The following is a 14,299-nucleotide window of genomic DNA, read 5'->3' on the forward strand; positions in this document are numbered from 1 at the left end:
TCAATTACCGGAGATCGATGATCTCGAAGAAAGGAGAGCAAGCATGAATCTTAGACCGCTGCAGGACCGTATCATAGTGAAGAGGGTTGAGGAAGCTACCATGACCGCCGGTGGGCTTTATATCCCGGAAACCGCCAAAGAAAAGCCGCAGCAGGGCGAAGTGGTGGCAGTTGGCAACGGGAAGAGGGGCGAGGACGGCAAGGTGTACCCGATCGACCTGAAGGTGGGTGACAAGGTGCTGTTCGGCAAGTACGCAGGAAGCGAAGTGAAGCTCGAAGGGGAGGATTTCCTCATCATGCGCGAGGACGACATCCTCGGCGTCGTCGAGAAGTAATCACCGCCTCCCGGTCCGCCGGGGGAAGCAGTTTCGCCACCATTCATTAATTCCAAGGAGGATATACGTTATGGCAGCAAAGATCATCAAGTTCGACCAGGAAGCACGCAACTGCATCCTCAAAGGTGTCAACACCCTGGCAGATGCCGTTAAAGTGACCCTGGGCCCCAAAGGGCGCAACGTCGTCATCGAGAAATCCTACGGCGCGCCGCTCATCACCAAGGACGGCGTCACCGTCGCCAAGGAAATCGAGCTGGAAGACAAGTTCGAGAACATGGGCGCGCAGCTGGTGAAGGAAGTCGCTTCCAAGACCTCCGACGTAGCCGGCGACGGCACCACCACCGCAACCGTGCTGGCACAGGCGATCTACCGCCAGGGCGCCAAGCTGGTCGCGGCAGGTCACAACCCGATGGAAATCAAGCGCGGTCTGGATCAGGCTGTCGAGGCCCTGGTCGCCGAGCTGAAGAACATCTCCAAGCCGATCAAGGACCACAAGGAAATCGCGCAGGTCGGCACCATCTCCGCCAACAACGACAAGACCATCGGCGACATCATCGCCGAGGCGATGGAGAAGGTCGGCAAGGAAGGGGTCATCACCGTCGAGGAAGCCAAGGCGATGGAAACCACCCTTGAGACCGTCGAGGGTATGCAGTTCGACCGCGGCTACCTCTCCCCCTACTTCGTGACCGATCCGGAGCGCATGGAAGCCGCGATGGACAACGTCGCCATCCTGATCCACGACAAGAAGATCGCCAACATGAAGGACCTCCTCCCGGTTCTCGAGCAGACCGCCAAGTCCGGCCGTCCGCTGCTGATCATCGCCGAGGACATCGAAGGCGAAGCCCTGGCAACCCTCGTGGTCAACAAGCTGCGCGGCGTCCTTAACGTCTGCGCCGTCAAGGCCCCGGGCTTCGGCGACCGCCGCAAGGCGATGCTCGAAGACATCGCCATCCTGACCGGCGGCAAGGTGATCTCCGAGGAAGTCGGCTTCAAACTCGAGAACACCACCCTCGACATGCTGGGCCAGGCGAAGAAGATCACCGTCGACAAGGACAACACCACCATCATCGACGGCTACGGCGCCGAGGCCGACATCCAGGGCCGCGTCAAGATGATCCGCGCCCAGATCGATGAGACCTCCTCCGACTACGACCGCGAGAAGCTCCAGGAGCGCCTGGCGAAACTGGTCGGCGGCGTTGCCGTCATCAAGGTCGGTGCTGCCACCGAGATCGAGATGAAGGAGAAGAAGGCACGCGTCGAAGACGCACTGCACGCAACCCGCGCAGCGGTCGACGAGGGGATCGTCCCCGGAGGCGGCGTGGCTTACCTGCGCGCCCTGAAGGTGCTGGAAAAACTTCAGCTCGCACCGGAGCAGCAGTTCGGGGTCAACGTGATCAAGCGCGCCCTCGAAGAGCCGATCCGTCAGATCTCCCAGAACGCCGGCGTCGACGGCTCCATTGTCGTGGACAAGGTCAAAAACGGCAAGGATGCCTTCGGCTACAACGCCGCCGACGACGTCTATGTCGACATGATCGAGGCCGGCATCATCGACCCGACCAAGGTCTCCAGGAGCGCGCTGCAGAACGCCGCTTCCGTGGCAGGTCTCATGATGACCACCGAAGCAATGATCGCAGACAAACCGAAGGAAGAAGGCGCGATGCCGGCAATGCCGGGTGGCATGGGCGGCATGGGTGGCATGGGCGGCATGATGTAGTCCTGCCCCCGAAACCCGCAGCAAAAATGAAGGGAGCCGGCCCCAGTGCCGGCTCCCTTTTTTATCGGCAGCTTGCTTCTCCTGGTTCCCAAGTGGTCGCAGCTTTTTCCTTTCATTAATCCTCCGGCTTTACACAAATTTTGCATCCACGTATACTGACGGGGATTTCGGCCGACCAGCGTCAGATTTCCGTCACCCTCTTCTTCACATTCATGAGTAAATGCGGCAAAAAACTAGACACGAGAAAAATATAGAGGATCGCATGGCCAACCCGGGAGGGCAGCACGAAGAGGTTAGCAAGGAAGAGTACGCCTCGGCTAACCTGGTCATGACCGCCATGGTGAAGACCTCGAAAGCGCTCCGGATCTACCTGCCTAACAACCCGATACTGATCGGTTTCACGGACGACCTGAACGGCAAGATGACGGGGCACCTGGAAAAATACGGAGAGTTCACCCTCGACGTGGAACCGTTCGTCCTGCGCTACAAGGGGAAGGACATCTACCAGAACCAGGACCCCAAGGAGAGCATGGCCTGTCGCATGTTCGCGGACGGCATCAGGGCGCTGTTTTTCCTGCCGGGGGTGGAATCGAGTGAACTGATGGCATTCCTCGGGGTGGCGGGTTTCGAACTGAGCACGAGCGACGAGGACGTGGTGACCCAGCTTTGGGAGAGAGATCTCCCCCACCTGCGCTATCTACTGGAGGAGGACTTTATCGAGGGGCACCTGGAGGAGGATCTGACCGATCCGGGGTCCCAGCAGGCGGCGGTGACCAGGGTGTACCAGGCGCTGGCTCAGCAGATCCCACCCCAGCCGAGGATGATTCCCAAGCACCTGCTCATGCTGACCGGCGAAGAGGAAAAATGGCTCAGAAAGGCCCGGCAGGTCGAGGCGCGCAGAAACGGCCTCGACGACGTGGTCAACATCCTCTCCGCCATCCTGGCCGGGGTGAAGGAGCCGGTCATATTCTGGGATTTCGTCGGGATCATGGGGAACCTCACCACCAACATGTTCCTCGGCGGCGAGATCGGGCAGGCGCTGCGCCTGATCCGGTTCATGGACCAGTTGATGAAGCTGGGATCCACCCTGCCGGAGCAGCAAAGGCTTTTAGCCGAGGCCCTTGCCGGCATACTCAACCTCCAGACGGTGCAGGTACTGCAGGAGACTTTGGACGGCAGCGAGGCGGTGACGCACCAGGAGCTGAAGGAACTTCTACTTATCTTTGGCTTACCCTCGCTCGGGGCGATCTGCGAACTGCTGGGAAGGGTGGAGAAGCTCAAGGTGCGCAAGGTGATCATCGAGGTGTTGGTTGAACTGGGCCGCGAAAATCCCGCCGTGTTCGCTCCTTTCCTGAACGATTCCCGCTGGTACCTGGTACGCAATATGGTTCTCGTTCTTTCACTGGTGGGAACCCCAGTGGCCCTGGACATGATCATCAAGCTGATCCCCCACAAGGAGGCGAGGATCCGGCGCGAGGTGCTTGGCTACCTGGAGCGCTCCGGAGACCTCAAGGCTAAGGCGTACATCGTGAAGTACCTGCGGGACGACTCCAGCGCGCTTCGCATCAAGGCGCTCCAGGTCCTGGCGCGGGAGAAGCTCCCATTCGCGCTCAAGCCTATCGTTGCGCTCACCACCGCGGAAGAGTTCGCCAGTCGCGAGTTGTCGGAGAAAAAGGCGGTGTACGAGGCGTTGGGGGAACTGGGGGGCGAGGAGATGCTCCCCATGTTCAGGGATATGCTGCTGAAAAAGTTCTGGTTTCAAAAGACGGCCGAGAAGGAAAGCGCGCAGTTGGCAGCGGCAGGGCTGGTACGGATGCAGACGGGCCAGGCTTTGGCGCTTTTGCAGGAGGCGCGTAACAGCAAGCGTTCAGGCGAGGTAAGGGATCTTTTGGAGCAGGCCATCGCCGCCTTGGCTCTAGCGCGGGCTAAGAGGAGCGGTTAATGCGGGCGAGGTGTGAACATGCAACTTGAGAAAGAGCGCGACAGCCTGAGCAACGAGATGGCCAGGCTCGGCAAGGCACTGGTCCTGCAGCTCTTCATACTGCTCAAGACTTCCAGTAACTACAGCGAAGGGCACGCGGCGCTGGACCTGCCGCTGGCCAACCTGCTGAAGGTGGTGCGGGATATCGCCCGTAGAAACGAGGACGCCTCGCTGAGGCTCCGTGGAGGGCACCTCTACCTTGGCGAACTGCGGCTAAAGCCGGACATCGCCAATTTCGAGGCGCCGCGATACGTAATCGAGGAGATGAAGCGCCATCTGGTGGGAAGGCTCTCTTTCATGCCGGAGGTGAGCGCGGACGACCTGCGCCGGTTCGTGTACGCCTTGCGGGAGGTGGATGCCGCCGAACTCCTCGACGCTTACACCGGCCTTCTGGATGGGATGCAGCAGAGGATGGTCGCCCATATCGAGGTGGAGGTTCTGCGCGACGACGAGGTGCTGATTCCGGATACGGTGCAGTTGCAGGAGAACAACCTCAAGGCCCGCCCTCTGTACAAGAAGGTGCTGGCCGCCATGGACGAGGTGGCGGCGCAGATGGTGGCCGGGCGGAGCCTGAGGCTTCGGGAGTCGAAGCGGGTGGTGCAGCAGATGATCGACCTGCTCTTCAGCCACGAGTCGGATCTCCTCGGGCTCAGCACCATGCGCTCCCACGACCGCTCCTCGCAGCACCATGCTGCCAACGTCTGCATCCTCTCGCTGGTGATGGGCAAAAGGCTCGGCATGTCCAAGTTCCATCTCTGCGAACTGGGGCTCGCCGCGCTGTTCCACGACTTGGGCAAAGCCGACGTCCCCAAGGAGATACTGGACAAGCCCAGCGCGCTGACGCGCGAGGAACGGCGCATCATGGAGAACCACGTTCTTTACGGCGTGAAGAAGGTGATGAAGCTGAAGGGATTCGATGCGCTATCGTCCCGGATCATCACCGGGATCTTCGAGCACCACCTGCAGGCGGATTTTTCGGGGTATCCGCGTTTTCCCTACCAAAGGCTCAGCCTCTTCGGCAGGATCATCAACATCGCGGACTGTTACGACGGGCTTACCTCGTCCCGGGTCAGCGGCAGGAACGCCTATCCCCCCCACAAGGCGCTCAGGGTGATGCTCGCCCAGGCGGGAACGGCGTACGACCAACCGCTTTTGAAGCTCTTCATCAACTGCATCGGCATACATGCCATCGGTTCCTTGCTGCTTCTGGACAGCAACGAGTTGGCGGTCGTGGTGGGTAACAGCGCGGACCCTACCCAGTGGGACAATCCCCGCGTGCGCATCATCGCCGACGCCAAAGGGCGCGAGGTCGAGGGGGAGATCATCGACTTAGGCCATCCCACCTGCTTCAGGACCATTTCCGCCACCCTCGACCCCTACCTCTACGACCTCGACGTGAGCCGCTATTTCTATTAGTCATACCTGCCGCAAGAACTGAAGCTAGTCATAGACCACGGTAAGCAGCGGAGCGTTCACCTTGGTCTCCTCGTCTATTTCGACCAGTCCCGGCACAGGGGTGGTGAGGTCGTTCTCCTGGAAGATGCGGACCTGGAAGAACCTGAGACCCCTGATCTGGGCCTCGACCATGAGCGGCGTCACGTCGACCACGACCTCGCGGTTGACGTCGGCCGACGAGATAGGCGGGAAGATGCTAACGCTTTGCAGCGGCAGCAGCTGGTTGAAATCGGTGGCCTCGACGGGAGGGGTGAAGGAAACCAGTTCGATCCTGATCGGTACGGTAGTCGCCGGTGGCAGCACCGTCAGGCTTTTGATCACAATGCTGAGATCGGCGGAGCGTATCCGTGCGTTCAGGGGGACCGTGGCGAGCGGGAAGTGCAGGAACGCGCGGTACACGTCGTCTTTAGTAGGATTGGGATCCACCCCGGCGAAGACTCCGTTAACCGTGGACGCCGGCGTCACGGTCAGAACTCCTCTGGAATTGAGGATATCGGCGTCAACCGCCACGTCGCTTGGTATCGTGGTCTCGATGACCGGGCGTTCGTCGTGCCCCCCGCCGCACCCGGCCATGACCAGCAGCAGCCCCACCAGCACCAGTCCGAGAAGTTTTCCTTTCATGTTTGCCTCCTGCTCTATCTTCTAATTAAAAGTCACCTCGCCCAACAGTGCTCAATGGTATCAAAGGGAGGGGAAAAGAAAAGGACCTTGATTTTATTGGCCCATACGAATTCCCTCCTCTTGCACATGGAGCAGGTCCGGGTACAATACATTAGCTCAATTCTAATGTATGCGCAACACTAGCCTTGCTTATTCATGCTGATGCCTAATTTTTAGCAGGGGGCTAGGTGCGTAGAGCCCCGCCAGTAAAGACTTTGCCAAAAAATTTTTGCCGGGCGTATAATTTTTCTTGGATGCCAAAACCAATGAGAGAGAACCGCACCATACGTAAAGAACGCGGAGGGACACCATGACTGCGAAGAACGAAACGCTCCGTCAACACCTGGCCGCCGTCAAGGCGGGAGAAAGGGTCTTTGAGAACGCCTTCCAGGGGATCATCCGCATGATCCTGGAGCCGGGTTTCGAAAAGGTGGTCGTCAACGGCAAGACGACCTACGATTTCAACATATTCCGGACCGGCCGCAAGCACACCATCGGGATGTACGACGAGATCAACAGTTTCGTCTCCTTCGTCAAGGATGCAGCCGAAGGGGGGTCCAGCAAGGAGATGGCCTTCGTTCTGGTGGGAGAGCCGGGCAACGGCAAGACCTTCTTCGTCGAGTTCCTGTGCGGCAAGTACCGGAACTTCCTCCAGGGGAAAAACCGCAAATACAGCTTCCGGTTCCTCAATATGGACCGGCTCGGCAACTACGGCAGGATCCGGGAAATCGACTCGGAGACCTACGAGGACCCGATGATCCTGGCGATGAACCTCTTCGAGGACCCGGACGAGAGCCGCCGTTTCATCGCTGAGCAGGGTTTCTCCGAGGCCGAGTTGGACACCCTCTACCGCAACTACCGGCCGCTTGGCGCCAGCACCGGTTACATACTGAACGAGATCCGGGACTACCTGGACAACGACGTCGACAAGATCCTGGAGAGCATCGCCATCATGCCTGTTCCGATGAGCGAGAGCCTCGGCACCCTCACCGGCAAATACCCGGCCAAGGATAAGATCACCTCGTCGGCTGTGGACCTTTTGGGAGAGGAATCTATACAGAGGCTTTTGCACCTCTCCGATACCAACAACCCGTACCGCTTCGACCTGCGCCGCGGAGCACTGGCGCGCGTGGCCGGGGGTGGCGTACATTTCAGCGACGAGATCTTCAAGAACAAGAAGGACTTGGTCCAGGTGTACCTCGGGGTGATCCAGAACCGCGCCATCGAGATCGACGGCTACAAGTGGCCGATCGACTCCATGATCATCGCCACCAGCAACAACTCCGAGTTCAACCGTTTCCTGGCGGAGAAGGAAGAAGCACCTATCGTCGACCGCTGCAGGATCTGCTACGTCTCGCACAACACCAACTACCGGATGCAGGAAGGGCTCACCGGCTACGCCATCGGGAGCGACTCCAAGACCACCCTGACCCGGGAAGTTTTGCACCAGGACCCGAACCTCAACTATGCAGCTTCCGTCGGCGTGGTGCTGACCAGGCTTCCCAGGAGTGAGAAGCTCACTCCCATCGAGACCATGAAGCTTGCGGCTGGCGAGGTCGCCGGCGAGAAGAGCATCAAGGCGTTGGCCGAGGTGATCGACACACTTGGGCAGGAGCCGGACATAACCAAGCGCTTCGGGCAGCGTGGCCTGGGGCACAGGAGCCTTGGGCGCAGCATCCAGATCCTCAAAGAGAGCTCCGAGACCAACGAGGGGCGCTGCATGGTGGCCTACGACGTATTCAGGAGCCTCGAGCGGGTGGTGCTCGACTACGTGGTGGAGCCCAACGAGCGGGCCAAATACCTGGAGGATCTGAAGACTGGGAAGCAGCTCTACCGCGAGCGGATCATGACTGAGATGTTCAACGCCTACATGGATGAGCCCTTCGCCATCAAAAAGGACGTGCAGAACTACGTCAACATGATCATCGGGATCGACGCCGAGAACCTGGGGCCGGACCGGATGTGGAAGTACAAGGATCCCCAGACCGGCGAGCTGAAGGCCTTGAAGATCGACGAGCGCTACGTGAAGAGCGTCGAGGAGCGCATAGGGCTCAAGACCGAGGAGCAGCGCGCCTCTTTCAGGACCTCAATCCGCAAGATCTACGGTCAAAAGATTTCCGTAGATCCGAGCTACGACTTTATGGACAACCTGGAGCTGGTGAAGGCGGTAACCGACGTGCGGCTCAAATCCGACATCGCCGGCGCAGGGAGCCTGATCGGCGCGCTCGCCAACCGGACCAACGAGGAGAATCAGAAGCTCTACGACCGCATGATCGTCACCATGCTCGGCAAGCTCGGCTACTGCCGCACCTGCGCCCAGAAGACCATAGAGTACTTCTGCACCCAGGAAGACGAGAGCTAAAGGCGGGGGTAAAGCAGGGGCTAGGGACTGGGGGCTAGGGGCTAGAGACTGAGGGACTAGGGGCTGACGGCGGACACGGGCAACGAAAGGACCTGTCCGCCGTACCCTGATAAGGCGAAGGCGGACGAAGGACTTGTCCACCGTAGCCTGATAAGGCGAAGGCGGATGAAAGATCTGGGAAAATACCTCGAAGAACTGAAGGAGAAGGGCCTGGATCCCGAGCGGTATGCGCGGTATCTCGACGAACTCGCGGTCACTCGCGACGTCCCAACGTCCGACAGGCGCGGTCCTTTTCCAAACTTCTCCAAGAGTCTCTACTCCTGGCAGGACTTGGCCGTGCTGCAAGACCAGGGGAGGGTCCCTAACTCTTACCAGTGCCACATGAAGGCGTTGGACGAACTCCTGGAGCGGGACCGGCAGCGCGAGAAGGACGGCTTCCCCAGGAAGATCAAAGTGGGGCGGCTGATCAAGCCGGGCAAAGGGGGGAAGGGGAAGATCGTTGTTGTTCCTTCCACCGAAGAGGAGAAGTTCCTGCACGACCCCACCATACGGCCTCCGGGAGAGGGTGGTTCCACCGGGGGGAGCGGCAAGGGTGACGAAGGGGAGGTCATCGGCGAACAGAAGGTGCGGGAGACCGGCGAGGAGCCGGGGCAGGGTCCGGGACAGGGAGAGGGGGAATCCCACGAGATGGGGGCCTCCGCCTACGAGCTGGGCAAAGTGCTGACCGAGCAGTTCCAGCTCCCCAACCTGAAGGAAAAAGGGAAAAAGCGCTCCTTCACCCGTTACATCTACGATCTCACCGACCGCAACCGCGGCTCCGGTCAGGTGCTGGACAAGAAGGCGACACTTAGAAAGATCGTGGAGACCAATATCTCGCTCGGGAACGTACCGGACCCAGGCGACATGGATCCGACCCGCTTTCTCATCTCGCCGCGCGACAAGGTGTACCGCATCTTTTCCCAGGAAAAGGATTACGAGCCGCAGGCTATGGTCTTTTTCCTGCGCGACTACTCCGGTTCGATGGCCGGCAAGGTGACCGAACTGGTCGCGACCCAGCACGTGATGATCTACAGCTGGCTTTTGTACCAGTACGCCGGGCAGGTAGAATCGCGCTTCATCCTGCACGATACCGAGGCCAAAGAGGTTCCCGATTTCGACACCTACTACAACTCCCGGGTCGCCGGGGGGACAGAAGTGGCGAGCGCGTACAAGCTGGTCAACGAGATCGTGGCCAAGGAGAACCTCGCCGCCGACTACAACATTTATGTATTCCACGGCACCGACGGCGACGACTGGGACACCGGCGGAGACAAGTCAATCCCGGAGCTGGTCAAGATCCTTTCCTACGTGAGCCGCATGGGGGTGACCATCGCCGAGCACGCGGGGACCCAATGGACCGAGGTGGCGCGTTACCTGGAGAACTCTGGGCTTTTGCGCGACAAGCCGGACCTCTTGCGGCTGGACGTGATGCACGAGGACGCCGAGGAGTCGCGGGTGATCGAGGGGATCAAAAAGCTCATCTCTTAGAGACAGAGATGAGGCAGATTAAGAGGTGAAGCAGATTGAGATTAAGAGGTGAGGCAGATTGAGATTAAGAGGTGAGGCAGATTGAGATTAAGAGGTGACGCGGGTGAGCAAATGAGCCGGTGAGCAGGTAAAGCAGATTAAGAATAAGAGGTGAAGCAGATTGAGACAAGATAAGGCCGACTTATAACGCTTCTTCTCAATCTTAATCTTAATCTCGCTGTTAGCCTTTGAGGCCGTTATGGAACTGATCAACCAACATACCAAAGAGATCATGGAAGGGTGCAAGGAGCGGGCGCGCGCCGCCGGACTCTCTTTCACCGACGAGAGCCTCGAATATATCGTGACCAACCGCGACCTGATCGAGCTCTCCCCCAAGGTCATGATCCCTACTCTTTACGACTACTGGGTGCACGACGTCGAGGTGCTCCGGGGGAAGGGGGAGTACGAACTCTACCCTCATAACCCTTACGAGACGGTGATCAATACCCGTCCCCCGATTTCGTTCTACAACGACAACAATCCCGACTGGCTCAACGTGATGATCTTCTACCACGTGCTGGGGCACATCGATTTCTTCCAGAACAACCTCTACTTCCGCCATACCTGGGAGTACGACTTCACCGGGCAGGCGCTTTCGGACAAGAGGGTGATCGCCAAGCTGCGCGCAGAGAAGGGGCGCTGGGTGGATTACATCCTTGAGTTCGCCCGATCCATCGACAACCTGGTCGCCTACCACGATGAACTGTCGCCGCTCTTCAAGTCTCCCGATACCGTTACTTCGAGCCGGCTCGACTACTATTTCGACGTCTTCCTGCAGGTGGAGAAGAAGTTGCCGGTGGCCGAATACCTGAAGGAGGTGGCGCGCTACAACGAAGCGGTCCTCCAGGACAAAGAGGAAGGGGAGCGGGTCTTCTTCGCGGAGGTGACGACCAAGTATCCGGAAATGGAGGCGCATTTCGCTAAGAGCCGGAACGTGAAAAGGGTGGAGCGGCGCGACCTGCTTCGCTTCCTGATCGAGAACTCGGAATTCCTGGCCCGTGACGAGAACCGCTGGATGCGCTCGGTGCTCGAGGTGGTGAGGAAAACCTCCATTTTCTTTCAGCCGCAGATCCGCACCAAGATCATGAACGAGGGGTGGGCGAGCTACTGGCATGAGAAGCTTTTCCTTGTGGATGACCGCATCAAGGGGCACGAGGTCGACTTTGCCCGCGTGCATGCCGGGGTCACGTCCATGCCCCGAGTGGGTATGAACCCGTACGCGCTCGGCATGCGCCTCATGTACCAGTTGAAGGATATGGGGGACAAGGGGAGGACAGGGTACGACTTCCACCGCCTCTCCGACGCGAACCAGCGGAAGGAGTTCGACGCGAAGACCGAGCAGGGGGACGAGTTCCTGTTCAAGGTCAGGAGCAACTACTGCGACTACCTCTTCATCAAGGAGTTCGTGGACCAGGACTTCACCAACCGCTACGACCTCTTCGTCACCGGAAAGAGGCTGGACCCGCAGCGCATGGTCTGGCAGTACTACGTGAAGAGCCGCGACGCGCGCGAGTACCGGGACATGGTGCTTGCCTCGCTGTACCACCCGCCGCATATAGAGATAGCACCGGAGCGGGGCGAGGACGGCTCTCTGTACCTCGTGCACCACTTCGAGGGGAAACAACTGGTCTCGGAGTACATCGCCAACACCATGGTGGGTATAGAGTACCTCTGGGGGGCGCCGGTACAGCTTGAGACCAGCGAGGCGGTGATCGAACAGACCCGCGGCACCGCCGGCAAGGAGGGTGGTGAGGAAGCGGACATCACCTGGCAGCGCGTAGTCTATACCATGAACGAAAAAACCTTGAGCCGGCAGGTACTGTGACAGGCGGATAAGCTCATGCCAGATCTACAGACAGTGATAAAGCAGTTGAGCCGCACCATCGTGGAGCACAAGAACGCGGCGCACATGTCCTTCGAGGAGTTTATGCAGCTCGCCACCGAGCAGCCGGAAAGGGTGATGCGCAACATCTTCCAGCTCTTCCACGACATGGTGAAGAACTACGTCAGCGAGGGGACCGACGAGTATCCGGAGGATCCGGAATCAATCAACTTCGTCCCCTACGATACCCGGAAGCTCTTCGTGGAAAACTCGGACCGTCCCTTCTTCGCGGACCGCCTGTTCGCCAACCGCTTCATCAACCACGTGGCCGCCATGAAGAGCGGGGCACGCCAGAACAAGATCTACATCTTCGAGGGCCCCCCAGGCTCCGGCAAGAGCACCTTCTTGAACAACATCCTGATGAAGTTCGAGGAGTATGCGAGCACGGAGCAGGGCACCTGCCACGAGGTGGTGTGGCACCTGGACCGCCGCGTGCTGGGGAGCTTTAAGGAGCACCAGGTGAGCGCTTTCGTCGAGAAGCTCTCCCACCTCCTGGACGAGTACGAGCTGGAGTCGCACGAGCATATCGACACCCGGGCCCTTCTGCGCGGCGGCGATGTGGTCGAGGTACCCTGCCCTTCGCACGACTCCCCGCTCTTGATGATCGACAAGGCGCAGCGCAGGGCGTTTTTCGACGACCTGTTCCAGAACGATTCTTTCAAGTGGAAACTCTTCACCGAGAAAGAGTACGATTGGGTCTTCCGCGATTCCCCCTGCACCATCTGCACCTCCATCTTCCAGGCGCTTTCGGCGAGGCTGGAGGACCCGGCCGATATCTTCAGCATGATCAAGGTTCGTCCCTACCGCTTCAACCGCAGGCTGGGTGAGGGGATCACCGTCTTCAACCCCGGCGACAAGTCGATGAAGCAGAACATCCTCACCAACGACATGCTGCAGAGAAAGATCGACCTCCTTTTGGGCGACAGCAACGAGGTGAAATACATCTTCTCCAACTTCGCCAAGACCAACAACGGCATCTACGCGCTCATGGACGTGAAGTCCCACAACGCGGAGCGCCTGCTGGAGCTGCACAACATCATCAGCGAGGGGATCCACAAGGTCGAGGACATCGAGGAGAACGTGAGGAGCCTCTTCATCGCCCTGATGAACCCGGAAGACGAGCGGAGCATCGAGGGGGTGCAGTCATTCTCCGACCGCATCGAGTTCATCAACATCCCTTATGTCATGGACTTGAACACCGAGGTGGAGATCTACCGCAACATCTTCGGCAAGCATATCGACGGGAGCTTCCTCCCCCGGGTGCTGCACAACTTCGCGCGTGTCATCATCTCGACCCGGATGAACGTGAAGTCCGACGCCCTCCTGGAATGGATCGGTGACCCGGAGAAGTACAGGTTCTACTGCGACGAGAACCTGCAGATACTGAAAATGGAGATTTACACCGGGCACATCCCCGACTGGCTCACCGAAGAGGACAGAAAGAGGCTCAACGCCAAGCGGAGGAAGAAGATCATCGCCGAGAGCGAGCACGAGGGGGACCACGGCTTCTCCGGGCGTGAATCGATCAAGATCTTCTCCGACTTTTACGCCGCCTACGCCAGAAAAGACAAAATGATCACCATGAGCCACCTCTCCACCTTCTTCACCAGGTGGCACAAGGAGCTCAAGGAATCGATCCCCGATGGTTTCATGGAGTCGCTGGTGCACAACTACGATTACGTTGTGCTCCAGGAGGTGAAGGAGGCGCTCTACTACTACAACGAGTCCCAGATCGAGCGCGACATCCTGCACTACATGTTCGCCGTCAACTTCGAGCCCGGCGCGGTCGAGGTCTGCCGCTTCACCGGAGAGAAGCTGGAGATAACCGAGGACTTCCTGGCCGGCATTGAAAGGCGGCTCATTGGGCCCAAGGCGGAGGACGAGGCGAGGCTGGCGTTCCGGCAGGAGACCCAGAGGGAGTACACCGGTCGCACCCTGACCCAAGAAATCATGGTCGAAGGTAAGCCCGCACAGGATACGACGCTGTTCCAGTCGCTGCACGACCGCTACGTATTCAACCTGAAGGAGAAGGTGCTGGAGCCTTTCCTGGAGAATGCCAACTTCCGGCGCGCCATCAAGGACTTCGATACCGAAGCTTTTAAGACCTACGACAAGAGGATCCGGGACGACGTCACCTTCCTGATCAACAACCTCAGCTCAGAGAAGTTCAAGTACACCAAGCAGTTCGCCAAAGAAATCTGCGTCTACGTGATAGACAACGACCTCGCCCGCAAGTTCCACGTTTAGAAGCAATTGACAATTGACGATTGACAATTGACAACTAAAACCTGGACATCAAAGAAAGGGGAATGACAGCCAACCTCCGGCAGCGGTCATTCCCCTTT

General features: G+C 58.9%; 9 protein-coding genes. 8 read left to right on the forward strand and 1 reads right to left on the reverse strand.

Annotated elements, in window-relative coordinates:
- Positions 1-43 precede the first annotated feature (43 nt).
- From groES to GBEM_RS01260, 4 genes are all read left to right on the forward strand, one after another.
- Positions 44-334 carry a co-chaperone GroES gene (gene groES, locus GBEM_RS01245; RefSeq protein WP_012528687.1) on the forward strand — a complete coding sequence of 97 codons (291 nt, stop codon included), beginning with the start codon at positions 44-46 and terminating at the stop codon, positions 332-334.
- Positions 335-404: 70 nt separating this feature from the next.
- Positions 405-2,048: a chaperonin GroEL gene (groL, locus tag GBEM_RS01250; protein WP_012528688.1), complete on the forward strand. Its 1,644-nt coding sequence runs from the start codon at positions 405-407 to the stop codon at positions 2,046-2,048.
- Positions 2,049-2,310: 262 nt separating this feature from the next.
- On the forward strand, positions 2,311-3,990 hold the full coding sequence (locus GBEM_RS01255; protein WP_012528689.1) for a HEAT repeat domain-containing protein: 1,680 nt from the start codon (positions 2,311-2,313) through the stop codon (positions 3,988-3,990).
- Between the two features lie 18 nt (positions 3,991-4,008).
- The gene (locus GBEM_RS01260) at positions 4,009-5,445 is read left to right on the forward strand and encodes an HD-GYP domain-containing protein (RefSeq protein WP_012528690.1); all 1,437 of its coding nucleotides are present in this window, start codon (positions 4,009-4,011) and stop codon (positions 5,443-5,445) included.
- Between the two features lie 24 nt (positions 5,446-5,469).
- Here the strand turns inward: GBEM_RS01260 and GBEM_RS01265 are convergent, their stop codons facing one another.
- Positions 5,470-6,105 carry a lipoprotein gene (locus GBEM_RS01265; protein ID WP_012528691.1) on the reverse strand — a complete coding sequence of 212 codons (636 nt, stop codon included), beginning with the start codon at positions 6,103-6,105 and terminating at the stop codon, positions 5,470-5,472.
- A 349-nt stretch (positions 6,106-6,454) separates the two neighbouring features.
- On the opposite strand from GBEM_RS01265, the gene GBEM_RS01270 reads away from it, so the two are divergent.
- The 4 genes from GBEM_RS01270 to GBEM_RS01285 all read left to right on the forward strand — a co-directional run bounded on the left by GBEM_RS01270 (position 6,455) and on the right by GBEM_RS01285 (position 14,201).
- Positions 6,455-8,506 (forward strand): serine protein kinase, encoded by a 2,052-nt coding sequence (locus tag GBEM_RS01270; protein ID WP_012528692.1) that lies wholly within the window; start codon positions 6,455-6,457, stop codon positions 8,504-8,506.
- A gap of 165 nt (positions 8,507-8,671) precedes the next feature.
- Positions 8,672-10,033, forward strand: a complete 1,362-nt coding sequence (locus tag GBEM_RS01275) for a DUF444 family protein (protein WP_012528693.1) — start codon at positions 8,672-8,674, stop codon at positions 10,031-10,033.
- Between the two features lie 238 nt (positions 10,034-10,271).
- Positions 10,272-11,897: a SpoVR family protein gene (locus GBEM_RS01280; protein ID WP_012528694.1), complete on the forward strand. Its 1,626-nt coding sequence runs from the start codon at positions 10,272-10,274 to the stop codon at positions 11,895-11,897.
- A gap of 15 nt (positions 11,898-11,912) precedes the next feature.
- Positions 11,913-14,201, forward strand: a complete 2,289-nt coding sequence (locus tag GBEM_RS01285; RefSeq protein ID WP_012528695.1) for a serine protein kinase PrkA — start codon at positions 11,913-11,915, stop codon at positions 14,199-14,201.
- The last annotated feature ends 98 nt before the right edge of the window (positions 14,202-14,299 follow it).

Source organism: Citrifermentans bemidjiense Bem, assembly GCF_000020725.1.
GTDB classification, from domain to species: domain Bacteria; phylum Desulfobacterota; class Desulfuromonadia; order Geobacterales; family Geobacteraceae; genus Geomonas; species Geomonas bemidjiensis.

Bases quoted from the DNA above. Each gene is read 5' to 3' on its own strand.
- GBEM_RS01265 (WP_012528691.1), bottom strand. From the start codon at position 6,105: ATGAAAGGAAAACTTCTCGGACTGGTGCTGGTGGGGCTGCTGCTGGTC.
- GBEM_RS01280 (WP_012528694.1), top strand. From the start codon at position 10,272: ATGGAACTGATCAACCAACATACCAAAGAGATCATGGAAGGGTGCAAG.
- GBEM_RS01270 (WP_012528692.1), top strand. From the start codon at position 6,455: ATGACTGCGAAGAACGAAACGCTCCGTCAACACCTGGCCGCCGTCAAG.
- GBEM_RS01285 (WP_012528695.1), top strand. From the start codon at position 11,913: ATGCCAGATCTACAGACAGTGATAAAGCAGTTGAGCCGCACCATCGTG.
- GBEM_RS01260 (WP_012528690.1), top strand. From the start codon at position 4,009: ATGCAACTTGAGAAAGAGCGCGACAGCCTGAGCAACGAGATGGCCAGG.
- GBEM_RS01255 (WP_012528689.1), top strand. From the start codon at position 2,311: ATGGCCAACCCGGGAGGGCAGCACGAAGAGGTTAGCAAGGAAGAGTAC.
- groL (WP_012528688.1), top strand. From the start codon at position 405: ATGGCAGCAAAGATCATCAAGTTCGACCAGGAAGCACGCAACTGCATC.
- groES (WP_012528687.1), top strand. From the start codon at position 44: ATGAATCTTAGACCGCTGCAGGACCGTATCATAGTGAAGAGGGTTGAG.
- GBEM_RS01275 (WP_012528693.1), top strand. From the start codon at position 8,672: ATGAAAGATCTGGGAAAATACCTCGAAGAACTGAAGGAGAAGGGCCTG.